At 67.1% G+C, this 22193-nt stretch carries 21 protein-coding genes and 1 tRNA gene; 13 read left to right on the top strand and 9 right to left on the bottom strand.

The window, feature by feature from the left end; genetic code table 11:
- Positions 1–113: 113 nt before the first annotated feature.
- The gene (locus tag AAY78_RS09165) at positions 114–1433 is read right to left on the bottom strand and encodes an MFS transporter (protein WP_046748002.1); all 1320 of its coding nucleotides are present in this window, start codon (positions 1431–1433) and stop codon (positions 114–116) included.
- Between the two features lie 185 nt (positions 1434–1618).
- On the opposite strand from AAY78_RS09165, the gene AAY78_RS09160 reads away from it, so the two are divergent.
- The 4 genes from AAY78_RS09160 to mobF all read left to right on the top strand — a co-directional run bounded on the left by AAY78_RS09160 (position 1619) and on the right by mobF (position 7079).
- Positions 1619–2077, top strand: a complete 459-nt coding sequence (locus AAY78_RS09160; protein WP_230977764.1) for a DUF6153 family protein — start codon at positions 1619–1621, stop codon at positions 2075–2077.
- Positions 2078–2191: 114 nt separating this feature from the next.
- Positions 2192–2782 carry a DUF305 domain-containing protein gene (locus AAY78_RS09155; protein ID WP_046748000.1) on the top strand — a complete coding sequence of 197 codons (591 nt, stop codon included), beginning with the start codon at positions 2192–2194 and terminating at the stop codon, positions 2780–2782.
- 75 nt (positions 2783–2857) lie between these two features.
- Complete coding sequence (locus AAY78_RS09150; RefSeq protein WP_046747999.1) at positions 2858–3484, top strand: CueP family metal-binding protein; 627 nt, start codon at positions 2858–2860, stop codon at positions 3482–3484.
- Positions 3485–3626: 142 nt separating this feature from the next.
- The gene (gene mobF, locus AAY78_RS09145) at positions 3627–7079 is read left to right on the top strand and encodes a MobF family relaxase (RefSeq protein ID WP_046748179.1); all 3453 of its coding nucleotides are present in this window, start codon (positions 3627–3629) and stop codon (positions 7077–7079) included.
- Between the two features lie 55 nt (positions 7080–7134).
- Here mobF and AAY78_RS09140 read toward each other — a convergent pair whose 3' ends face one another.
- From AAY78_RS09140 to AAY78_RS09130, 3 genes are all read right to left on the bottom strand, one after another.
- Entirely contained in the window at positions 7135–8169 is a 1035-nt protein-coding gene (locus AAY78_RS09140; protein WP_046747998.1) for a zeta toxin family protein, read from the bottom strand.
- Positions 8166–8456 (bottom strand): hypothetical protein, encoded by a 291-nt coding sequence (locus tag AAY78_RS09135; RefSeq protein ID WP_046747997.1) that lies wholly within the window; start codon positions 8454–8456, stop codon positions 8166–8168. Before AAY78_RS09135 ends, AAY78_RS09140 begins: the two co-directional genes overlap by 4 nt.
- Before the next feature lie 100 nt (positions 8457–8556).
- The gene (locus AAY78_RS09130) at positions 8557–8781 is read right to left on the bottom strand and encodes a helix-turn-helix domain-containing protein (protein WP_197077685.1); all 225 of its coding nucleotides are present in this window, start codon (positions 8779–8781) and stop codon (positions 8557–8559) included.
- Positions 8782–8875: 94 nt separating this feature from the next.
- Here AAY78_RS09130 and AAY78_RS19230 point away from each other — a divergent pair, with 94 nt between their 5' ends.
- Both AAY78_RS19230 and AAY78_RS09120 read left to right on the top strand, forming a co-directional pair.
- Positions 8876–9529 (top strand): helix-turn-helix domain-containing protein, encoded by a 654-nt coding sequence (locus tag AAY78_RS19230; protein WP_141368129.1) that lies wholly within the window; start codon positions 8876–8878, stop codon positions 9527–9529.
- Positions 9526–10794: a tyrosine-type recombinase/integrase gene (locus tag AAY78_RS09120; protein WP_046747996.1), complete on the top strand. Its 1269-nt coding sequence runs from the start codon at positions 9526–9528 to the stop codon at positions 10792–10794. The genes AAY78_RS19230 and AAY78_RS09120 overlap by 4 nt, the downstream gene beginning before the upstream one ends.
- Before the next feature lie 8 nt (positions 10795–10802).
- Here AAY78_RS09120 and AAY78_RS09115 read toward each other — a convergent pair whose 3' ends face one another.
- Positions 10803–11264 carry a GNAT family N-acetyltransferase gene (locus tag AAY78_RS09115; RefSeq protein ID WP_046747995.1) on the bottom strand — a complete coding sequence of 154 codons (462 nt, stop codon included), beginning with the start codon at positions 11262–11264 and terminating at the stop codon, positions 10803–10805.
- Between the two features lie 169 nt (positions 11265–11433).
- Positions 11434–11516 (bottom strand) — tRNA-Leu (locus tag AAY78_RS09110).
- Positions 11517–11661: 145 nt separating this feature from the next.
- On the opposite strand from AAY78_RS09110, the gene AAY78_RS09105 reads away from it, so the two are divergent.
- From AAY78_RS09105 to pknB, 7 genes are read left to right on the top strand one after another with little or no spacing between them, the layout of a single operon-like run.
- Positions 11662–12387: an FhaA domain-containing protein gene (locus tag AAY78_RS09105; RefSeq protein WP_046747994.1), complete on the top strand. Its 726-nt coding sequence runs from the start codon at positions 11662–11664 to the stop codon at positions 12385–12387.
- The gene (locus tag AAY78_RS09100; protein ID WP_046747993.1) at positions 12384–12902 is read left to right on the top strand and encodes an FHA domain-containing protein FhaB/FipA; all 519 of its coding nucleotides are present in this window, start codon (positions 12384–12386) and stop codon (positions 12900–12902) included. Before AAY78_RS09105 ends, AAY78_RS09100 begins: the two co-directional genes overlap by 4 nt.
- Positions 12903–12909: 7 nt before the next feature.
- The gene (locus AAY78_RS09095; RefSeq protein ID WP_046747992.1) at positions 12910–14214 is read left to right on the top strand and encodes a PP2C family protein-serine/threonine phosphatase; all 1305 of its coding nucleotides are present in this window, start codon (positions 12910–12912) and stop codon (positions 14212–14214) included.
- Positions 14211–15596 (top strand): FtsW/RodA/SpoVE family cell cycle protein, encoded by a 1386-nt coding sequence (locus AAY78_RS09090; protein WP_046747991.1) that lies wholly within the window; start codon positions 14211–14213, stop codon positions 15594–15596. Before AAY78_RS09095 ends, AAY78_RS09090 begins: the two co-directional genes overlap by 4 nt.
- Position 15597: 1 nt before the next feature.
- Entirely contained in the window at positions 15598–17052 is a 1455-nt protein-coding gene (locus AAY78_RS09085) for a peptidoglycan D,D-transpeptidase FtsI family protein (protein ID WP_046747990.1), read from the top strand.
- Positions 17049–18788: a protein kinase domain-containing protein gene (locus AAY78_RS09080; protein ID WP_046747989.1), complete on the top strand. Its 1740-nt coding sequence runs from the start codon at positions 17049–17051 to the stop codon at positions 18786–18788. Before AAY78_RS09085 ends, AAY78_RS09080 begins: the two co-directional genes overlap by 4 nt.
- A gap of 45 nt (positions 18789–18833) precedes the next feature.
- Positions 18834–20522: a Stk1 family PASTA domain-containing Ser/Thr kinase gene (pknB, locus tag AAY78_RS09075; RefSeq protein WP_046747988.1), complete on the top strand. Its 1689-nt coding sequence runs from the start codon at positions 18834–18836 to the stop codon at positions 20520–20522.
- 48 nt (positions 20523–20570) lie between these two features.
- Here the strand turns inward: pknB and AAY78_RS09070 are convergent, their stop codons facing one another.
- The 3 genes from AAY78_RS09070 to AAY78_RS09060 are packed head-to-tail and all read right to left on the bottom strand — an operon-like array spanning position 20571 to position 22178.
- Complete coding sequence (locus tag AAY78_RS09070; RefSeq protein WP_046747987.1) at positions 20571–21203, bottom strand: anthranilate synthase component II; 633 nt, start codon at positions 21201–21203, stop codon at positions 20571–20573.
- On the bottom strand, positions 21200–21355 hold the full coding sequence (locus tag AAY78_RS19915; protein ID WP_046747986.1) for a membrane protein: 156 nt from the start codon (positions 21353–21355) through the stop codon (positions 21200–21202). Before AAY78_RS19915 ends, AAY78_RS09070 begins: the two co-directional genes overlap by 4 nt.
- Before the next feature lie 28 nt (positions 21356–21383).
- Positions 21384–22178, bottom strand: coding sequence for a class E sortase (locus AAY78_RS09060; protein WP_046747985.1), 795 nt, complete (start codon positions 22176–22178; stop codon positions 21384–21386).
- Positions 22179–22193 lie beyond the last annotated feature (15 nt).

Here is a 22193-nt window from a genome sequence, read left to right as displayed (position 1 = left end):
GTGAAGGTGCTTTCCGCGCCGACCCGCACCTGATCCACAGGCCGGATTGCCGCACCACATCGAGCATCATGCCGCGATCCCCGGAACCAATGCCCCTTCCGCCAGCTCCGTGCTCACGCGGTGCGCACGCAGGAGCACTGGGATGCCGCGAGGGTGCCTTCGGCGGCTTCGGTCTCCTCACGGAGCGCCGGGTCGCCCGTCGCCGTTTCTGCGTCAGTGCCGGCGACGATGGCCTTCGTTCCCTTCTCGCGGGGCCAGAGCATCTGCGCCGCGATGGCGCCGGTGATGGCGAGAGCCGCAAGGATCGACCATGCGAGAGTGAATCCGGACGCTGTGCCGACCCATCCGGCAATCGGGTAGGTTACGAGCCAAGCCAGGTGGGACAGTGAGAACTGTGCTGCGAAGGCTGCAGGGAGTTCGAGCTTGGGAGCCGAGCCGCGAATCACCCGTCCGGTGGGCGTGACGATCAAGGCCATGCCGCCTCCGATGGCGACCCAGATGGGTGCCGTGATCGTCCAGGAGATCGCCTGGGCGGCGGTCATCGCTACGGCAGCCAACACGCCGGCAAGCAGCACGACGGCACCGGTCATCATGACGACCCGCTCGGCGATCCGATCGAGCACGCGTGGCAGGAACAGCGCGACCAGCAGTGTGCCGCCGCCGGAGGCTGCGAGCATCCAGGCGACGTCGGCCTGCGTGCCGCCGAGCTGATCTCGAACGTAGTTGACCGTGTTGACGACGACGATCGATCCGGCTGCGGCGACCACCAGATTCAGGGCCATGACGCCGCGCAGGCGCGGAGTGGAGAAGAAGACCTTCATGCCCGAGGTGACGCGGTTCCAGGCGCCCGCCTGCCCACTCGGGGCAGCGTTAGGGATGCGAGTGGAGAGCACCAGGATGGCGGAGAGCACGAAGCCCACCGAGGTGCCCACGAATAGCCAGTTGAACGTCATGAACGTCAGGGCCACCGCAGCCAGAACCGGGCTGAGCAGGCTCTCCATCGTGTATGCCACCTGCGACGCGGACAGCGCCCGGGTGTAGTCGGACTCCTCGGGCACGATATCGGGGATGACTGCCTGGAATGTCGGCGTGAATGCCGCGGAGGCTGCTTGCAAGACACCGATGAGGACGTAGATCTGCCAGATCTCCGTGACGAACGGCAACGCGAGCACCACCATCGCGCGCACCACATCGAGCAGGGTCAGGAACATCCGTCTCGGGAGGCGGTCGGCATAGGCCGCCGCCAGCGGAGCGATCAGGACGTACATGACCATCTTGATCGTCAGCGCCGTCGCGAGCACCGCCCCCGCGCTCGCGCCGGCGAGTTCGTAGGACAGCAGGCCGAGAGCGACGGTCGCCAACCCGGTACCGAACAATGCGATGATCTGCGCGCTGAACAGATGCCGGAAGTCGCGGATCGCAAACAAACGCATCGGGTCCTCCTGACGGTCTCAACCACTTCTGCACCTCCAACCATATACCCCCCCTGGGGTATTCCACTCGGGTTGAGTCTGGTAGCCCAGCCACCCGTCCAGTACCCCGCGGGTCCAGCAGCCTCGGTCGCTCCCGACCGCTCCGGCGCAGACTCGATCCACACGGAGCCCGTAAACTGGGGTGCGTGGCATCAGTGGCAGCAGCGCGCGGCAGGAAGGGCCTCCGGGGCTTCTTCCAGTGCGTGGTGCTCGGAGGTCTGCTGGTAGCGACCATCATCTTCGGACTGCTAGCGATGCACACGCTGAACCTGCACGGAACCCCTGCCGCCCACGCGCCGGCCGTCGTATCGGCTTCTGTCGTCGATGCAGGCGCAGCCCATCACGGCGCGGTCGGTGATCACGAGCCCAATGGTGCGCTCGGCGATCCCGGTGCCTCATGCGCGGACTGCGGTGCTGGCGATCATCTCGGTATGGCGATGGCATGCGTGCTTGCGCTGCTGCTGGTCCTCCTGGTCCTGCTGCCGCCGCGGCTCCTTCCGGGGTGGATGCGTACCGTGCCCCGACCGTTGCTCGTGTGGCGCGGCATCGACAGGCAGGTGAGCAGGGCGCCGTTGTTACACGTTCTCTGTATCAGTCGCACGTGATCGAGAGATGAACCGGCGCACACCAGAGCTACCGGTTCACTCACTCACTCACTAACGCGGCGACCCTTGCGGGCGCCGCGTCACCGAAGCGACTGTAGATACTGGAGAACACTCATGAAGTTTCGTACTGCGGCGACCGCAGCACTCGCCCTCTCCGCTGCCCTCACGTTGGCTGGATGCTCGACTGGAAGCGGGGAAGACTCGATGCCGGGCATGGATCACGGCTCGTCCGAACAGGCGGCGGACGTCAACGATGCGGACGTGATGTTCGCCTCGATGATGATCGTCCACCACGAGCAGGCCATCGAGATGAGCGACATCGTCCTCGCCAAGGACGGCGTCTACCCCGAGGTGGTCGAACTGGCCGAGGCGATCAAAGCCGCCCAGGGTCCCGAGATCGAACAGCTCCAGGGCTGGCTGAACGCCTGGGGCGTGAACCCCGAAGAGCACCAGACGGACGGGATGGATCACGGAGACGGCATGATGACCGAGGATGATCTCGCCGCCCTCGAATCAGCTGAGGGTACCGAGGCGTCGAAGCTGTTCCTGGAGCAGATGATCGGCCATCACGAGGGAGCGGTCGAGATGGCCCAGACGCAAGTCGACGACGGCAGCAACCCTGACGCCGTCGAGCTCGCGCAGACGATCATCGACGCCCAGACCACCGAGATCCAGCAGATGCAAGACCTCCTCGCCACCCTCTGATCGACCGGTCATCCCGGTTGGCGCCGGGGCGACAGCCCCGGCGCCAACCCCCATCACTCTTCGAAGGATCACGCCATGTCTCACCTCACCACTCCGCGACGACGGAAGCTGATTGTCGCCGCGACCGTCATGCTCGTCTCCGGTCTCGTTCTCACCGCATGCTCCACGACGACGTCTTCACCCGAATCTGATTCGCCCTCGGCGGGCACTCAATCAGTCGACAACGACTTCCTGGCGGCACACGACCTGGACGGCCTCGATGCCGCGCAGGTCATCGAACGGCTCGACACGATGCCCGTCGCTGACCGCCCCGCCGATCTGATCGCGTCCGTGCAGCCGGATGCACTCGTCCTCACCGATGACCAAGAACGCGAAACACAGCTGCCGATGCCCGATGACGAGGTATACATCTCGATCGCCCCCTACCGAGATCAAACCCACGACTGCTACTTCCACAGCCTGACCACCTGCCTCGGTGAGCTCGCCAATGCTGAGGTTCAGGTCACGCTCACCGGCGATGACGGTGAAGTGCTCGTCGACGAGGTGCGGCAGACCTACGACAATGGCTTCATCGGCATCTGGGTACCCCGCGGCACAACGGCGACCCTCACCGTGGAATACGACGGCCAGGCGGGAACGGCAGACATCTCCACGATGAACAGTGACGACCCGACCTGCATCACCACCCTGCAACTGACCTAACCCTCCGACACCACGACTCCGAACACCCGGTTTCCTTCTGAATGAACCCCTGGTTTCATTCTGAATGTTCCTTCTGAATGAACGTATGCTACCATGGTAGATACACTAGTTTCTATAGTAGAAACATCAGGTGGTGAGCTTCATGCATGGCGGCGTGATCTTGTTCCGGGGCACCGGAGCCGACGCGATGCGCTATGTCGAGGCCGACCGCAGCCGCGCCGATGACTACTACCTCAGCGACGGAGCAGGCATCGCGTACGCCGTGCTCGACGCGAGCGGAACGGCGGTGAAGGTTCGGCCGCTGTCGAACGAGGAGTACGCCGGGTGGGTGGACTGGATCCACCCGGATACGGGTGAGCGGATGGGCACACCACGTCTCGCCGGGCAGGATCGCTTGGGGTCGCCCAGATTCGCGGAGATGACGATCAATGGCCCGAAATCACTGTCGATCGCCGCAGCGCTGCACCCCGAGGTATCTGAGGCGTTGGACCGTGCGCAGCAGGATGCGCTGGCGGAGATTCGGCGGTGGTTGGCGCTGCATTCGGTGACGCGGGTCGGCCCACGCGGCAAGCAGGAGGTGATGCCGGTCGAGCATATGCAGGTGGTCGGCATCACGCACCGCACCTCCCGGGCCGGTGACCCGCACCGGCACATCCACATGCAGATCGGGACGAGGGTGTGGGCTGCCGGGAAGTGGCGGGCGCTCGATACCGCCGCGGTCTTCCGCCAGCAGGGCGCGATCCGAGCCCTCGGCACCGCGGTGATCGCGGCGCATCCTGAGCTTGCGGAGGTGCTGGATCGGCACGGCCTCACCCTCGATCCCGTCACCGGTGAAGTGGTCGAACTGGAGCCGTATAACCACCTGATGAGTAAGCGCGGCGAGCAGGTGCGCCGGAACCTGGAACGCCTCGAAGCCGAATGGGAGGCCGCGCATCCCGGCGAGACGATGGGGCCGGTCGTCTCGTCGCGGTTGATGGCGCAGGCATGGGCGCACGAGCGGCCTGCGAAGAAGCCCACGACCCTGCGCGAAGAAGAAGCCTGGCTCACCGAACTCCGAGAGGCCGGCTACGACCCCGCGACCCTGCGACGGGCCACGCCCCGCGAGCCGGTTGCGCTGGATGAGCTGTCGGTGCAGCAGATCGCATCGCGCGCACTTGACCGTTGCGCGGCAGGCAGCTCGGCGTGGACGCGGCACACCGTGCAGGAGCACGCCACGCAGATCATCACCGAGGCCGGGGTGCGCGCAACCGGTCAGGAGTTGCGCGACCTCATCACCGTTGCGACGTGGCTGGCGCTGGAAGATTGTTTCTCCGTGCTCGCCCCTGGCGCTGCGACACCCGAGCATGTGGCGCATCTCACCTCTGTGCGCGTCGTGCAGGCCGAGGCCGAGCTGCGCGACCTGATCGCCGCACGAGTGCCGAAGCGCGAGCCGCGGCACCCCGACGTGCGCGAGGCGGCGCAGGCGCGCGGTATCGATGCGGGGCAGCAGCAAGCTGCTGCCGCCGTCGCATCTCCCGATCCGCTCGTGATCGTGGAGGGCGCAGCAGGCGCAGGCAAGACCACGATGCTGGGTGTCGCAATTGAAGTCGCGGCGCATCACGGCAGACCGTCGCGGGTGGTGGCACCGACGTTGCGCGCCGCGCAGGTCGCGCATGAAGAACTCGGCGTACCCGCCGCGAGCGTGGCGGCGTTCGTGCACGCGCACGGATGGCGCTGGAACGATGACGGCGTATGGACGCGCCTCACCCCCGGCGACACCGACCCCGAGACCGGACGCACCTATCGCGGACCCTCCCAAGACGCTCGGCTCGCCTGCGGCGAGCGGGTGATCGTGGACGAGGCCGGAATGCTCGACCAAGACACCGCAATCGCCCTGCTCACGGTGTGCGCCGAAGCCGGGGCGACGGTCGCGCTGGTCGGAGATCGCGCGCAGCTCGCCGCAGTCGGGCGCGGCGGGGTACTCGATATGGCCGCGCAGCTCCGGGGCCGCACGTTCGACATGGCCGAGGTGCACCGCTTCACCGACCCCGCCTACGCCGACCTCACGTTGCGGATGCGCGACGGGAAGAACCCCGGCGAGGTGTTCGACCAGCTCGCAGCCCTGGGGCTGGTGCGCCTCCATGCGAGCAGTGACGAGGCCAGGGAGCAGATCGCCCGCTACCGGCACAACGGCGAAACGGTCACCGTCAGTACGAACGACGAGGCCCGTACCGTGAACTCGAGTATCCGTGACGAACGAGTCGCGTGCGGTGAGGTCGACGACACGGCGACCGTGGACGGCAGCGACGGCCTCCCCATCGGCGCGGGTGACCTTATCCAAACCCGCAAGAACAACACCAGCATTGGCGTCGCGAACCGGCAGCAGTGGATCGTGCAGCACGTCGCAGACGATGGATCGCTGAGCCTGCGCGAGGTGGGGAACGGGCGGAAGCGGCAGCGCACCGTCCGCCTCCCTGCCGACTATGTGTCTGAGCACGCCCACCTGTCCTATGCGGCCACCTCTTACGGCGTGCAGGGCACGACCGTCACCGGGTCGCACACGCTCCTCACCGACCAGGCCAGCGCCGCGAGCGTCTACGTCGGCATGACGCGCGGGCGCGAGACGAACCTGCTGCACGTCGCCGCGGGAAGCGAAGCGGACGCGCGGGCGCAATTCGTGGCGGCGATGGAGCGCGACCGCGCCGACCGCGGCCTCGAAGACGCCACCCAGCGCGCCGCCGAAGCAGTCGCAGGCCTCGTCGCGGACGGCCCGGCGCGGCGGGTGCGCATGGCGATTGGACGCTTGACCGAGCGTGCCGAGCAGGCCGAGCAGCGCGCCGCCCGGTTCGCGGAGTTCGCGGAGCGATTCGACCGGCTCAGCGCGCAGCACCAGCAGGAACGCGCCGACGTCGAAACCACCGCGCAGGCGGCGACCCAGGCTGCTGAGCAGCTGCGCGAGAGCATCCACGGCCCGCTCCGAGCAGCGGCCTTGACGGACGCACAGGGAGTCCTGCGCCTGGCCGACGCGCAGGAGCGGGCCGGGCAGCGCATGCGGGCAGCGGGGCTGTTCGCACGGCGGAGCGCCCGGAAAGAGCACGCCACCGCACAGCACCAACTCACTGCTGCCCGCGCCCGCCTCACCCGCGAATGGGGAAACCCGAGCACGCTCTACACCGGGAACATCGAGCAGTGGGCAGACGCCGCAGCTGCCCACCGCACGGACACCGATCCGCGCATCACCCAAGCTGACCAGAACGCGACCGCCGCACGTGAACGCCTCCAAACAGTAGACGCCGAGCAGCGGAGGGCGAGACAGCGGCTCGCCGCGCTCGTCTACGGGGCCGAGCGCGTCAGAACCGACCCCGTGCGCGCTGAACTCAACATGCCAGCCCGTGACGCCGCCACCTGGGCGGCGAAAGCGCGGCGCGACCGCGCCGAAGCCGCGAAGCTCACCGCGATGACTCCCACGGAGGCCGGGCAGTACCTCGACGCCCGCGCCGCCGCTGTCAAGGCTGCGAAGGAGGCACGGGAAGCGCGAGCGCGGCAACTGCGTGACACGACACGCACCCACGACCCCGCGACCCCTCACCGGCCGGGGCCAGGCCTCAGCCTGTAGGTCTGCGCTGCGAACAGCAGGCTTTCGCACGTGGAACGGCTGCGGGCGCGTTCCCTCATCTGCCGAGGCTCGGGCCGCGCCGGTCGACACCGTGACGCTCGCCCGTAGTCGGTTGTCCGAGGTCGCGGGGTGGCCTCGGCGGGAACGTGCCGGAAGGGAGGCGATGTTCCAGATCGAGCTGGCGGCGCTGATGCTCGTGGAGCAGGAACTCCGGTGCCATCGCCCGGCCGGAGAGGATACGGAGCATCTGCGCCGCATCGTCTTGCAGGCGAGCATACGTCGGGACAGTCTGCGCGCCGAGGTAGCCCGGTCTGCGTTTCGCTCGCGCGTAGACGGATGAGTAGTCCTTCAACCACTGAGCGGCCGTGCCGGGTGGCAGCGGGCGCTGCTGCTCGTGCCGGAGGGTGTGCGCGGCGGCCGGCTCCCGTTCCCATTCCCCGGCGGCATCCCGTTGGTTGTCGAAAAGCTGGGCTTCGCGGGAGAACACCCGCACTCGCGCGATGTGCGGGAGCGCTTCAAGAGCGGAGAGCACCCCGGCCGACCCGGCGAGGGCGGTTTCGTGTGCTTCGGGCGGTGTCCAGCGGCCGGGCTCGTTCGGGCCGTCGCCGAGAGATCGCATCTCGGCCGACAGCCGCGACACCGGAGCCGGGGTCGCGACGGCGACGACTTCGACCCGGTATCCGGCTTCCGCGAACCGGGTCGCGGTGCCGGTGACCATGCCCGGGTCGCGGAAGGTGCCTTCCAACAACACCGAGTACCGCCGCTCCAGGGCGTGATCCAGAGCGAGCTTCACCAGGCCGCCGGAGACGGGAGCGGTCGCCGCGGGCATCTCGAACGGGGCCCGGGTCGCGAGCCGCCGAAAGTCGGGATGGTACTCGCGGAGGTCGTCTCCCGTGATCTCGACCAGATCATCCGCGACGTGCTCGGCGAGGATCGCGTGCTGGGCGCGGGTCTTGCCCGCTGCGGGCTGCCCACCCAGGAGCACGAGCACCGGCTGCTCTTGCGGGGCGTGACCTGCGAACAGGTCATCCCGGGCCTCCTCCTCGAAGACCCGGCGCAACCAGGCACTGCTGCCGACCGTTTCGGTCATGCAGCGGCGGGGAGGGCGAGGTTCTCGAGTCGCCACACCTCGTTCTGCGCGATGATCTCGGCCCGATCCTCCGGGTTCAGCACGCGCGCCTGCTGCTTTACGAGGCGACGCCTGGCAACCCAGTGGCCACGGTCCTCATCGTCCTTGGCGTTGCGGGCCAGGTTCAGCAGTCCTGCGGACAGTACCGAGGCGTTGTGGCGGGCGATGTCGTAGAGCATGGCATCGGAGATTCCCGTGTAGTCCGGCCGGGCCTGCGGGGCAGGGGCAGTCAGGATGGTCTGGCTCATCGGCTGTTCCTCCGTTCCTGAACTCTTAGTCTACCGCGGCACCCTGACCGTGCCCAGGGCACGGCGGTGCCGAATCGGCACACCCGCACCCGGGGGGCGTTCAGGACTCGCGGCCCGGGGTGTCGTCGGCGAACAGGGCGAGGAACTTCTCGCGCGGGATCACGACCCGACGGCCAAGCCTCACCGACGGGATCGTACCCTCGTTGATGCTCGTGGTGATCGTGCGCGGATCGACGCCGAGCGCTTCGGCGGCTTCCTTGCGGGTGATGACCAGGCTGCGCCGCTTGCGCAGGTCTTCCATATCGAGAGTGCTCTGCCGCATCATCACACCATCCGTTCCAATCCACGCGCGAGAAGGTGCCCACCAGAATAGATCCACGGGTCTTGCGCTGTCAAGTATCGCAGTGTAGATTTCTTGTATGGAAACAGTACGGGTGCGGGGCAACCCCGCAGGACTCACGAACACGCACGTCGCCAACAACATCCGCGCCGCCAGGCAGGCGATCGGCATGGACTTGCGCACGCTTTCCGACGGGATCGCCGCCGCGGGCCGCAAGCTCTCCCCGTCGGGGATCAGCAAACTGGAGGCCGGGGATCGCCGGGTAGACGTGGACGACCTCACCGTCATCGCCTACCTGCTGCGCACCACCCCCGCCGCCCTCCTCACACCACCCGAGGGACAGACGACCCTCACCGGGGTGCCCGACGAGTACGAGTCGGAAGAGATCGACCGGTGGATGCGCGGCGAACTCGTCCTCACCGATGAGGGGCTGTTCAACTACTGGCAGCAGGAATGGGTGATCTGCACCGACCGTATCCACCACCTCGAAACCACCCTCGCGGGCATGACCGCGCCGAGCCCCGACGATCCCGAGAAGCCCAGCGCGCACCCGAAGACCATCGCCGCGTACCAGGAGCGCCTGGATACGGCGCGAGCCCGTGCGCGGGTGATCCGGGAGCGGGGTGTGCAACTCGACCCGGAGGGGCGCGTGTTCAACGCCGCCGACTACATCGACAACTACGCCGACACCCACCAGCCCGGCACGACAACAGCAAGGAGTAGCCTGTCATGACCGTCAAGAAACCATCCGCCCCCGAGCAGAACGGCGGAGGTGAGAAGCAGCAGCGTCGTTCGCGTTCCCGGCAGCCCGGCTCGATCCAGGAGTACCAGACGGACAATGGCAAGCGGTGGCGGTTCCAGATCTACGTCCTGAAAGACCCCGAGTACCCCGAGATGGGATCGCGCCGTCTCACCCGTTCCGGGTTCACGAGCACCGACGAGGCTAACGACGCCTTGCAGGAGGCGTTGAAGCAGCGCAAGCAGAACGAGAAGTTCGGAAACAAGGTGCCCGCCCTGGGCGCGTACGCGGATGAGTGGGTGGCGGGCTTGAAGCTCGCGGCGTCCACGATCAAGGGCTACAAGAAGATCATCCGCAACCACATCAAGCCCCAGCTCGGCACGATCCGGCTCGACAAGCTCACCGCCACCAGGATCGCCCGCCACTACCGCGACCTCGAAGACCACGGCCGCAAAGACGAATACGGCAAGGGCAAGCCCTTGTCGGCCAACTCGGTGCACAAGGTGCATGTCGTGCTCGGTGCGATCCTCGATGCCGCGATCGACGACGGACACCTGAAGGTGAACCCGGCGAAGAAGAAGCGCACCGTCAAGCCGCCGACCACGAGCGAGGTACGGGCGCAGAAACCCGAGATCGTCACCTGGAGCGCCGACCAGCTCACCCTGTTCCTCACCTGGAACCGCGACGAGCGAGAAGACGAACTGTTCCCGCTGTGGCGCCTCATCGCCTACACGGGCATGCGCAGAAGCGAAGCCCTCGCCCTGAAATGGAGCGACCTCAACACCAAGACGATGCGGGTCAGCATCCGCCGCGCGGTCGATACCGACGACTGGACGAAGACCAAGACCACGAAGACCGGCAACGCGCGCGTGATCGACGTGGACGAAGACACCCTGAAAGTGCTCGCCTCCTACAAGGTCGCCCGCGCGGAACTCTCGTTCACACTCGCCAAGGCCGACGCCTACATCTTCGGCGACGACGACGGCAAGCTCCGCTCACCCGACGCGATGACCAGCCGCTGGGATCGCCGCATGAACTGGCTCACCAAGAAGTACGACACCATGAACCGCGTCACCATCAAAGGGCTCCGTCACACCCACGCGACCCTGCTGCTCGAACTCGGCGAGCACCCCAAAGTCGTGCAAGAGCGCTTGGGGCACTCAACGATCACCACGACGATGAACATCTACTCCCACGTCACCCCGACCATGCAGAGGTCGGCCGTAGACCGCTTCGCCAACCATCTCCGAGGAACGTGACCCCAGAGCTACCGGAGCGGTTTCGTCAGATAGACGAACTCAAGATCGTCGTTGATCCTCTCGCGGCGAGACTCGACATACCCCTCACGCTGGTAGAGACGGATGTTCCCCTCGCTCAGATGCCCGGTGAACAGTTCCGCAGTCCTCGCACCGGCCTCACGCTCAGCAAGGTTCAGCAGCCGGGTGCCCCACCCCTGACGTTGCTGGTCGGGCGCGACGATCAACCGGCCGATACGCACGACATCGCTGTCGACCACCCACCGCACAGACGCCACAATCCGACCGCTCGCAACCCCGACCAGTCCGTCACTGCTCGTGAGTTCGTCTCGAAGCTCTTCAAGCGACTGGACAAGTGGAGGCAGAAACGGGTCGCCGTACAACTGCGCCTCGGTCGCGTAAGCGGCCCGCTGCAGAGTCAACACTTCACCTGCATCGGCCATCTCGATCGCTCGGGTTGCTGCCTCGGTCATGCCCCTATCTTCTCAGGCCGCGCCGGGCAGCCGAGAGTCATCCCCGGAGGTTGCAAGGCCCCGCACGGGGCACATCATACAGAGGCTTAGCACTTTTTCTAGCACTTCCAACGAAAATGGCCCCCGACCCGGAGTATAAAACTCCTAATCAGAGACCATTTTCCATTCGTGCGCGAGGGGGGACTTGAACCCCCACGTCCTTACGGACACTGGCACCTGAAGCCAGCGCGTCTACCATTCCGCCACTCGCGCGAGTGGTCTCGTTCCGAAGAACTCAACTTCCCAAAGATATCATGCGTTTTCGGGCTCGTTGCACACTCGACGGGGGTCTTCGGCGGCGTTCCCCCAGGACACCTGGCTACGATGTCCCTACCAGCCGGCATGCCAGAGGAGCCCAGTGGGACTACTTGACAGCTTTGAGAAAGGTCTCGAGCGCGCAGTGAACAGCGCGTTCGCCAAGACCTTCCGCAGCGGCATCCAGCCCGTGGAGATCGCTTCGGCGCTGCGGCGCGAAGCCGACACGAAGGCCGCTGTCGTGAGCCGCGACCGCATCATCGCGCCCAACAACTACATCGTTCGCCTCAGCGACGACGATGCCGAGCGGATGCGCGGGCTCGGTGGCGCTCTCACCGATGAGCTACATGCTCTTCTCACCAAGCACGCCACGTCGCAGGGGTACAGCTTCGCCGGGCCGCTCTCGATCACCCTCGAGGCCGACGAGAAGGTCGCCACCGGCACGGTGCGCGTCAGCTCCGGCACGGTCGAGGGCCGCGTCAGCTGGCAGGCCGTGGTCGACGTCGACGGCCGCCGCCACTCGATCTCGCGCGCTCGCACGGTGATCGGACGCGGTTCGGATGCCGACATCACGATCGCCGATGCCGGTTCGAGCCGCAAGCATGTCGAGATCCTGTGGGACGGCGAGCGCGCCATGATGCGCGACCTGGGATCCACCAACGGCACGAAGGTGAATGGCCAGAAGCTGCGCGAAGCCGCGCTCCCCACCGACACCACGATCACGATCGGACGCACCGACCTGGTGTTCCGCATCGTCCCCGTGGCCGCCCCCTCGCGGCCGACGTCCCGAGGCGACGACGCCACCCGAGCGTTCGGAGCCCTCGGGTGAGTGAACTGATCCTCCTTCTGCTCCGCATCGGGTTCCTTCTCCTGATGTGGTTCTTCGTGTTCGGGGTGGTGTACTCGCTCCGGGCAGACCTGTTCGGAGTGCGCGTGCGCAAGTTGCCCGCCGAGGCGACCGCCGGAGCCCCCGCACAGGCGGCTGCACCCGCGGCACCCGTCGCGAAGCCGGCTTCCGCCCGCCCCTCCACGGGCCCGGCGACGGTCGCGACAGCCAAGCGGCTCGTGATCACCTCCGGCCCGAAGGCAGGCCTGGAGCTGCCGCTCAGCGCCGACTCCCTCACGATCGGCCGCTCCAGCGAATCCGCTCTCGTGATCCGCGACGACTACACGTCCAGCCACCATGCGCGCCTGATGCTGCGCGGCGACGCCTGGGCGATCCAGGACCTCGACTCCACCAACGGCACCTTCGTCGCAGGCCAGCGCGTCTCCGGCTCGCCGGTCGCCCTCTCGCTCGGCACCCCCATCAAGGTGGGCGCCACGACCTTCGAGCTGCGAGCCTGACGCCGGCATGGTCTTCGAGGGCTCGAGCGTCGCGATCTCCCACACCGGGAAGGTCCGCTCCAACAACCAGGATTCCGGCTACTCCGGAGCGAACCTCTTCGTCGTCGCCGACGGCATGGGCGGTCACGCCGGCGGTGACGTCGCATCCAGCATCGCGATCCAGCGCCTCGAGCCGCTCGATCAGGCGTATGCGACGACGGAAGACGCACAGGCCTCGCTGCAGGCGGCGGCGACCACGGCCGCGGGCGACCTCATCCGTGCCGCGAAGGACCGTCCAGAGCTGGCGGGTCTCGGCACCACCCTCAGCGCGATCATCATGGTCGACGAGTACGCGGTCATCGGCCACATCGGCGACTCGCGCATCTACCTCTATCGCGACGACGCCCTGACGCAGATCACCGCCGACCACACGTTCGTGCAGCGTCTGGTCGACTCGGGCCGCATCACCCCGGAGGAGGCGCGCTACCACCCGCGCCGATCCGTGCTGATGCGTGTGCTCAGCGACATGGACTCCGACCCCGAGCTCGACATGTTCGTCATGCACACGCAGCCCGGCGACCGTTGGCTGCTCTGCTCCGACGGACTCTCCGGCGTGGTCGACGAGCCGCACATCCTCAAGGCCATGCAGCTCGGTCTCGCCCCCGGACGTACGGCCGACATCCTGCTCAAGCAGGCACTCGACGGCGGCGCGCCCGACAACGTCACGATGGTCCTGGTCGACGTCGGCGGACAGCACCCGATCCATTCGGGAACCCCCACGATCGTCGGCTCAGCGTCGAACCCCGACGGCGTGTACGTTCCTCCCGTGCGGGCTCCCCGCGGCAACTGGCTGCACCCGGTGCGACAGGCCGCGAACGAGCCCAGCCACTTCGAGCCGGCGCCCGAGTACCTCGAGGAGCTCATCGAAGAGGACCGTCGTCGCGCCAAGCGCCGGCGCCTCGGGTGGATCGCCGGCGCTCTCGTGGTGATCGTGATGCTCGGCGTCGCGGCCTTCGCTGCCTACAGCTGGACCCAGACCCGGTACTTCATCGGCGCCGATGAGGACAGCGTCGTGATCTTCCAGGGCGTGCAGCAGAACATCGGTCCGATCACGCTGTCCACCCCGATCCAGGACACCGACATCCTCCTCGCGAACCTGCCTCCGTATCAGCGGGCATCGGTCGAGCGCACGATCACCGCGCGCTCGCTGTCCGACGCGATGGCGATCGTGGACCGGCTCAAGGCGGGTGCCGACGCGAACACGATCGAGCAGACGCCGCTGCCCACGCCCATGCCGACCCCTGTCGAGACTCCGGCCGGGGGTGACGGATGACCACCGACGTCACAGCCGACACCAGCGTCATCAAGGCCCTCAAGCGCATCCGCATGCCCCAGAGTCAGCGCAACCGCGAGTTCTGGCTGCTGCTCTTCGCGTGTGCGATCAGCGGTGCCGCGCTCACGCTCGTCCAGCTGGGCGCGCTCGGGGTGATCGACCCGATGATCCTGGCGATCGGCGGTGGCCTCGCCGCCCTCGCGTTCGCGCTGCACATCGTGTTGCGCTTCGTGGCATCCGACGCCGACCCGTTCGTCGTACCGATCGCGACCCTGCTCACCGGACTCGGCATCGCGATGATCTACCGCATCGACATCGCCTTCAAGAACACCGGCTGGAACGCCTACTCGACCAAGCAGCTCGCGTGGACCGCCATCTCGCTGGCCGGTGCGATCGTGGTCGTGATCCTGCTGCGCAACTACCGGATCCTCTTCCGATACACCTACATCTTCGGACTCGCCGGAATCCTGCTCCTGCTGCTGCCCTTCGTCCCCGGGCTGCGCATCCCCGACGCGAACGCTGCGGTGTGGGTGTCGCTCGGCGGGGCCTTCGCCTTCCAGCCGGGCGAGCTCGCCAAGATCTGCCTGGCCATCTTCTTCGCGGGATACCTCGTGCGCACCCGTGAGAGCCTGACGTCGGTCGGCAAGCGGGTCCTTGGCATCACCTGGCCACGCATGCGCGAGCTCGGACCCGTGCTGGTCGTCTGGCTGATCTCGCTCGGGATCATCGTCTTCCAGCGCGACCTCGGAACCGGAACCCTGATCTTCGGGATGTTCGTCGCGATGCTCTACGTCGCGACGGGGAAGACCAGCTGGGTGCTCATCGGCCTGACCCTCGTGGTCGCCGGCGTCGCGCTCGCGACGCAGATCCTCAGCTACGTGCAGGGTCGCTTCATCAACTGGCTCTTCCTCTTCGACGCCAACCAGGTCGACCCTGACGGTGCCGGGTACCAGCCCATGCAAGGGCTCTTCGGCCTCGCCCGTGGCGGTCTGATGGGCACGGGTTGGGGCCAGGGACGCCCCGAGGTCACTCCGCTGGCCCACAGCGACTACATCATCACGAGCCTCGGCGAAGAACTCGGGCTGATCGGACTGTTCGCGATCCTCTGCCTCTACATGGTGTTCGTCAGCCGCGGCATGCGCATCGGCCTCGCCGGTCAGGACGACTTCGGCAAGCTGCTCGCGACGGGTCTCTCGTTCACGATCGCCCTGCAGGTGTTCATCATGGTCGGCGGTGTCACGCGCCTCATCCCGCTGACCGGTCTGACCACCCCGTTCCTCGCGGCGGGTGGATCCTCCCTCGTGGCCAACTGGCTCATCGTGGCTCTCCTGCTGCGCATCTCCGACGGTGTGCGGCGCCAACCCCGGGTGGTGATCGGCTGACATGACGAAGGAACTCCGCCGCCTCAGCATCATCATGCTGTTCATGTTCATCGCGCTGTTCGCCGCGACCAGTTGGATCCAGGTCGTCGAAGCGGATGCGCTGGCCCAGAACAGCAACAACAAGCGCACCCGGCTCGACAGCTATGAGATCCAGCGCGGATCGATCATCGTCGACGGCGTCGCGATCGCGAGCTCGGTGCCGAGTGATGACCGCTACCAGTTCCAGCGCACCTACGCGGATGCTCCCATCTGGGAACCGGTGACGGGATACTTCAACCCGGCTCTGGGCTCGAGCACGGGCATCGAGAAGGCCATGAACGCCGAGCTCTCCGGCACGGGGTCGAATGCCTTCCTCGGCGAGGTCGAGCGCATCCTCTCAGGCCAACCGCAGCGCGGGTACAGCGTCGAGCTCTCACTGAACACCGCGGCGCAGCGAGCGGCCTACGAGGCCCTCGGCGGCCTCAAGGGTGCTGTCGTGGCCATGGATCCGAAGACCGGACGGATCCTGGCCATGGTCTCCACGCCCGGCTTCGACACGAACCTGATGGCCACGCACGATGCCGATGCCGCGAACGCCACCTACGACCAGCTCGTCGCCGACGCCAACAAGCCGCTGTCCAACCGCGCCATCGCCGGCGACCTGAATCCTCCCGGTTCCACGTTCAAGGTCGTGGTCGCCGCTGCGGCCTATGCGAGCGGCAAGTGGACCCCGGAGTCGACGCTGCCCAACCCGGCCGTCTACACCCTTCCCGGGTCGTCCAACCGCGTCTCCAACGCGTGGGGCGGCACCTGCGGCCCCGGAGAGACCGTCACGATCGCCGAGGCGATCCGCCTCAGCTGCAACATCCCCATGGCCGAGCTCGCGGTCGAACTCGGCGACGACGCGATCCGCGAGATGGCCGACAAGCTCGGGTTCAACCGATCGTTCGACACGCCCCTGACGTCGACACCCTCCAGCTACCCGCGGGCCCTCGACGACGCACAGACCGCTCTGACCGGTTTCGGCCAGGGAAAGGTCACCGCCACTCCGCTGCAGATGGCCATGGTCTCCGCCGGACTCGCGAACGACGGCGTCGTGATGAATCCGCGGATGGTCGACGCCGTGATCGGCAACGACCTCTCGGTCATCAAGGCGTTCCAGGACAGCGAGTTCGGACGTGCGATGGAGGCCGATGTGGCGAACGACGTGACCGCCGCGATGGTCGCGAGCGTCGCAACGGGAGCGGCCCAGGGTGCAAGAATAGACGGGATCGACGTGGCCGGTAAGACGGGCACCGCAGAGAACGGAAACAGGCCGCATACGTTGTGGTTCACCGGCTTCGCGCCGGCGAACGATCCAGCGGTCGCAGTAGCGGTCGTCGTCGAAGACGGCGGCGGACAGGGACAATCAGGCAGCGGCGACACCATCGCCGCTCCGATTGCGAAGAAGGTCATAGAGGCGGTGCTGGGCAGATGAGGCCGACGCAGGGTGTGTCGTTCGGTGGTCGTTACGAGCTGCAGTCGCGTATCGCGATCGGTGGCATGGGCGAGGTGTGGGAAGCGACGGATCACGTCATCGGACGTACCGTCGCCATCAAGATCCTCAAGGACGAGTACATGGGGGACCCCGGGTTCCTCGAGCGCTTCCGAGCCGAGGCTCGGCACGCCGCACTCGTCAACCATGAGGGCATCGCCAGCGTGTTCGACTATGGCGAGGAGAACGGCAGCGCCTACCTCGTCATGGAGCTGGTGCCCGGCGAGGCTCTCTCGACCGTGCTCGAGCGCGATGGAGCACTCAGCGCCGACAAGACCCTCGACATCGTCGCCCAGACCGCGTCCGCTCTGCAGGCCGCTCACGCGGCGGGTCTCGTGCACCGCGACATCAAGCCGGGAAACCTGCTGATCACGCCCGACGGCCGCGTCAAGATCACGGATTTCGGCATCGCCCGTATCGCCGACCAGGTACCGCTCACCGCGACCGGCCAGGTCATGGGCACGGTGCAGTACCTGTCGCCCGAGCAGGCGTCCGGTCACCCGGCCTCCCCCGCCACCGACACCTACTCGCTCGGCATCGTCGCCTACGAATGCCTGGCGGGCAAGCGTCCGTTCACGGGTGAGTCGCAGGTGGCCATCGCCATGGCGCAGATCAACGAGCAGCCCCCGCCGCTGCCCCCGACCGTGCCGATCCCCGTCCAGAACCTCGTCATGGCGATGATCGCCAAGAAGCCCAGCGATCGCCCCTCGTCTTCTGCGACGGTGGCGCGCGCGGCTCAGGCTCTTCGCCGAGGCGACCTCAACTCCGCGGCCATCGCCGTGCCCGCGATCGCGACCGGCGGCATCGCCGGCGGAGACGACGCGACACGGATCCTGACGGCATCGGGAGACGACGGCACCACGCGCATCCTTCCCACCACGGCTCAGCTTCCCACCGAGGCTACTGCCGAGGAGGAGAAGGAGAACAAGAAGCGCAGCCCCTGGACCTGGCCGCTGATCGCTCTGATCGCTCTGCTGGTGATCGTGCTCGGCGGCACGTTGTGGGCGATGCTGGCGAACCAGGGCGGCGATGCCGATCCCACGGGTTCGCCGAGCAACACGCCGACCCAGACCCAGACGCAGACGACACCGCCGCCGACCACTCCGACGCCGGAAGTGACGCGTGTGGACGTGACAGCCCTGAACCTGAACGGCATGGACTGCGGCGCCGCCACCTCCACTCTCAAGGAGGCGGGCTTCAACAGCGAGATCACCTGCGTCGACGGCGATCCTGCGCCGACCGATGCAGACGTCGGCAAGGTCTACCGCGTCGCGCCGACCGGTAACGTCGAGACGACGCAGGCCATGACTCTCACGGTCTACGCGGCTCGTGCGGGCATCCCGACGCCGACCGACGCGCCGACGATCACCGGAAACCCGGTCGCGGGTTCGACGGTGACCATCTCCTGGGGAACCGGATTCACGTGCCCGAGCGGAACGACGCTCTCCGGCTACGTCGTGTCGGTGCAGAACGGCAGCTTCGTCTCCGGTGGGCCGAACTTCCAGCCGACCCAGCGCAACACGCAGGTGAAGATCGCCGACGCCGAGGGGCAGCAGCTCATCGTCACGTACCAGGGCATGTGCTCCGGTGGCGATCAGCGCACTTCCGCGGCATCGCCCCCGCTCTCGGTGACGATCACGGCGGCCCCCGGCGATGGGGACACCGACACCGACGGGTAACCTGTAGTTCAGTTCAGCAAGCGTAGTTTTCCAGGGGGGTCATCCGTGTCCACAGAGCCACGAATCGTCGCGGGCCGGTACCGCGTCGACGAGCTCATCGGGCATGGCGGTATGGCGAAGGTCTACCGCGGGTACGATCTGACGCTCGGTCGAGACGTCGCGATCAAGATCCTCGACGCCGATCTGGCACGGGACACCACGTTCCGCAATCGATTCCGGCTCGAGGCCCAGGCCGCGTCACGGATGTCTCACCCTTCGATCGTCCGCGTGTTCGATGCCGGCGACCCCTCGACGAGCGACATCGGTTCCGACGAGCCGCCCTATATCGTGATGGAGCTCGTCAAGGGCACCCTCCTCAAGGACATCATCGCGGCGGGACCGGTGCCGGCGGCCGACGCCGTGCGCTATGTCGACGGCATCCTCGAGGCGCTCGACTACTCGCACCGCGCAGGCGTGGTGCACCGCGACATCAAGCCGGGCAACGTGATGGTGACCGACAAGGGTCAGGTCAAGGTGATGGACTTCGGCATCGCCCGTGCCGTCTCCGACTCGTCCTCCACGGTGGCCGAGACGACCCAGATCATCGGCACCGCCGCCTACTTCTCGCCGGAACAGGCCAAGGGCGAACCCGTCGATGCGCGAGCCGACCTCTACTCCACGGGTGTCGTCCTGTACGAGCTGCTCACCGGACGCCAGCCGTTCCGTGGCGAGTCACCGGTGGCTGTCGCCTACCAGCACGTCAGCGAGACACCAGTCCCTCCGACCGAGGTCAACGAGGACGCTCCACGGACTCTCGACCCGATCGTGCTGCGCGCACTCGCGAAGGACCCCTACCAGCGGTATCCGGACGCCGCTCACTTCCGCGCCGCCCTGGATTCCGCCATGACCGGCAATGCCCCGACGCGCAAGGAACTCGGAGCACTGACCAGCGAACTGTACGGCGCGAGCCCGCGGCAGGCGCAGGAGACCGCGCGGTCGCTGCGGCAGTTGAGTGCGGACACCACCATGACCCGAACCCAGTCCGGACCACCGGTCGCCTGGATCTGGGCCGGAGTGGCACTGCTCGCGGTGCTGCTGGCATCGGTGCTGTTCTGGGTCGTCACGATCAGCATGCGCCCTCCCGAGGTGTCGAGCACGTCGCGAACGATCCCGAACCTCGTCAACGTGTCATCCGAGCGCGCACAGGACGACCTCGCGAACCTCGACCTCTCGTCGAAGATCGTGATCGAGACGAGCTCCGAGGTCTCCGAGGGAAACGTGATCCGCACCGACCCCGAGGCGGGGGTGTCGGTCGAGGAGGGCTCCACGGTCACGCTGTACGTCTCCAAGGGCGAGGAGACGGTCGTGATGCCCAAGATCGAGGGCATGGCACTCGACGACGCCACGAACGCGCTGAAGGCCGCCGGGCTCGAACTCGGAACGGTCATCCAACGCAACGACAAGGCGTTGGCCGCGAACACGGTCATCTCCGCCAGTGAGAAGGCCGACGCCGAGCTCGATCCGGGTACCGTCGTCAACCTGGTGGTGGCCAGCGGCACGGTGACGCTCACCGACCTCGCCGGCTGGACCGTCGACGCCGCCACGGCCAACCTCACCGATCTCGGCCTGGTGGCCGTGCCGACGGAGACGGCGGAGTGCCCGGCCACGGAGCCGCCGACCGTGCACTCCATGTCGGTCGCACCCGGTGACGTCCCGGTCGGCTCGTCCGTCCAGATCTTCTTCTGCACCGGTTGACGCGCAGGTCCCGGTGACGCTCAGCCGCCGGTGAGCCGGACCGTACCTTCAGCGTGACAGGGGGTGCAGCGTCTCGGCGCGCGCGACCGCTCCGCCGTCGCCGCACAGTTCCAGCCAATTCGCCAGGAGTCGGTAGCCGCCCTCTGTGAGCACGCTCTCCGGGTGGAACTGCACGCCCCACACCGGCAGGTCGCGGTGGGCCAGCGCCATGACCGTCCCCTCCTCTGTCCAGGCCGTCACCATGACCTCGGGCGGCAGGTCGGAGGCCGCAAGCGCGAGCGAGTGATACCGCCCTGCATCGAACGGCGAGGGGATTCCTGCGAACAGGGGAGAAGCGTCGTGCGTGACCGACGAGACCATCCCGTGCATGAGTTCGGGAGCTGCGGTGACGGGAGTCCCGAAGGCCTCTCCGATCGCCTGGTGTCCGAGGCACACACCGAGCGTCGGCACCCGCAGCCGCGTGGCGACGCGCACGGCATCGATCGACGCTCCTGCATCGGCAGGTGCACCTGGGCCCGGAGAGAGCATCACTGCGTCGTATGCCGGCACCAGCTTCTCGAGCCGGGCGGCATCCGTCGCATCCGCTTCGATCATGTCGGCGTCTGCGCCGAGCTCCTGCAGGTATCCGACCAGGGTGTGCACGAAGCTGTCGTGGTTGTCGACCACGAGCACTCGCGTCATTCGACGTCGACCTCGCCGGGCGCGATGATCGGGCTCACCCAGGGGAACACGTACCAGAACAGTCCGTAGAGCACGGCGGCGATGACGATCACGAGGATGAGGACCCGCAGCCACCACGGGCCGGGCAGCAGGCGCCAGAGGGCGGCGTACATCAGGCTTCTCCCTTTCGGATGTCCATGATCACACCGAGGGTGCGGCCGGCGGAGGCGGCGGATCGGTCAGTGCGGTCGGCGGACCCTCGGCGCGTGGCTGGAAGCTCTCGAACACCCCGTAGGCGACGATGCGCTCGGCCAAGGAGTACAGCGGAGAGCAGGCCGTGAGCGTGATGTACTGCTCCCCGGTCTGCTGCTCGGGCATCTGCGGCACGTCGGCGAGCACATCGGTCTGGCTGGGCTTCACGTACTCGAGCGTGCGGAACCGGTAGGTGTACCAGCCGTCAGGTGTCTCCACGACGATCGCGTCGTTCAACTGCAGCTTGTCGAGCTGGTTGAACGGCTTTCCCCACGTGGTCCGATGCCCGGCCAGCGAGAAGTTGCCGACCTCGCCCGGCATCTTCGAGTTGGTGTAGACCCCGATCCCCTGCTGGTCGAGCGTGCGGGCACGGCTCGTCCCGCCGAAGATCCCGAAGTTGTAGTCCGCGCCGAAACGCGGGATGTGCATCTGTCCGAACCACTGCGCATCGGCCGGGGCCGCGGGCACGGGGGGCACGTATGCCGTGGTTCCGTCGTCTTCCTCGACGACGGGCGGGAGCGCCGGGGGCTCGGCCTGTGCCAGCGCCTGGGACACCGCTGCACCCTCTTCGTTCTTCTGGGCGCTGATGATGATGTCGCCGATCCACATCTGCCATGCGACGAAGAGCAGCACGATCACGCCGGCGGTGAGGAGCAGCTCTCCGAGCACGCTCGCGAACGTCGCGCGCGAGCGCGGCCGCTGTCGCCGCGGACGCCGCCCCCCAGGCACGACGGATGCAGTCATGCGGTGATCATATCC

Source organism: Microbacterium sp. Ag1 (assembly GCF_001005635.1).
Taxonomy (GTDB): domain Bacteria; phylum Actinomycetota; class Actinomycetes; order Actinomycetales; family Microbacteriaceae; genus Microbacterium; species Microbacterium oxydans.
Note: the sequence above shows the minus strand (reverse complement) of the source record. Positions and strands in the feature narration are given on the sequence as shown.

Excerpts from the sequence above, each read along its gene's own strand:
- mobF (WP_046748179.1), top strand. The coding sequence starts at position 3,627 with ATGCATGGCGGCGTGATCTTGTTCCGGGGCACCGGAGCCGACGCGATG.
- AAY78_RS19230 (WP_141368129.1), top strand. The coding sequence starts at position 8,876 with ATGGAAACAGTACGGGTGCGGGGCAACCCCGCAGGACTCACGAACACG.
- AAY78_RS09150 (WP_046747999.1), top strand. The coding sequence starts at position 2,858 with ATGTCTCACCTCACCACTCCGCGACGACGGAAGCTGATTGTCGCCGCG.
- AAY78_RS09120 (WP_046747996.1), top strand. The coding sequence starts at position 9,526 with ATGACCGTCAAGAAACCATCCGCCCCCGAGCAGAACGGCGGAGGTGAG.
- AAY78_RS09140 (WP_046747998.1), bottom strand. The coding sequence starts at position 8,169 with ATGACCGAAACGGTCGGCAGCAGTGCCTGGTTGCGCCGGGTCTTCGAG.
- AAY78_RS09080 (WP_046747989.1), top strand. The coding sequence starts at position 17,049 with ATGAGGCCGACGCAGGGTGTGTCGTTCGGTGGTCGTTACGAGCTGCAG.
- AAY78_RS09070 (WP_046747987.1), bottom strand. The coding sequence starts at position 21,203 with ATGACGCGAGTGCTCGTGGTCGACAACCACGACAGCTTCGTGCACACC.
- AAY78_RS19915 (WP_046747986.1), bottom strand. The coding sequence starts at position 21,355 with ATGTACGCCGCCCTCTGGCGCCTGCTGCCCGGCCCGTGGTGGCTGCGG.
- AAY78_RS09085 (WP_046747990.1), top strand. The coding sequence starts at position 15,598 with ATGACGAAGGAACTCCGCCGCCTCAGCATCATCATGCTGTTCATGTTC.
- AAY78_RS09165 (WP_046748002.1), bottom strand. The coding sequence starts at position 1,433 with ATGCGTTTGTTTGCGATCCGCGACTTCCGGCATCTGTTCAGCGCGCAG.
- AAY78_RS09090 (WP_046747991.1), top strand. The coding sequence starts at position 14,211 with ATGACCACCGACGTCACAGCCGACACCAGCGTCATCAAGGCCCTCAAG.
- AAY78_RS09155 (WP_046748000.1), top strand. The coding sequence starts at position 2,192 with ATGAAGTTTCGTACTGCGGCGACCGCAGCACTCGCCCTCTCCGCTGCC.
- AAY78_RS09095 (WP_046747992.1), top strand. The coding sequence starts at position 12,910 with ATGGTCTTCGAGGGCTCGAGCGTCGCGATCTCCCACACCGGGAAGGTC.
- AAY78_RS09115 (WP_046747995.1), bottom strand. The coding sequence starts at position 11,264 with ATGACCGAGGCAGCAACCCGAGCGATCGAGATGGCCGATGCAGGTGAA.
- AAY78_RS09060 (WP_046747985.1), bottom strand. The coding sequence starts at position 22,178 with ATGACTGCATCCGTCGTGCCTGGGGGGCGGCGTCCGCGGCGACAGCGG.
- AAY78_RS09135 (WP_046747997.1), bottom strand. The coding sequence starts at position 8,456 with ATGAGCCAGACCATCCTGACTGCCCCTGCCCCGCAGGCCCGGCCGGAC.
- AAY78_RS09130 (WP_197077685.1), bottom strand. The coding sequence starts at position 8,781 with ATGATGCGGCAGAGCACTCTCGATATGGAAGACCTGCGCAAGCGGCGC.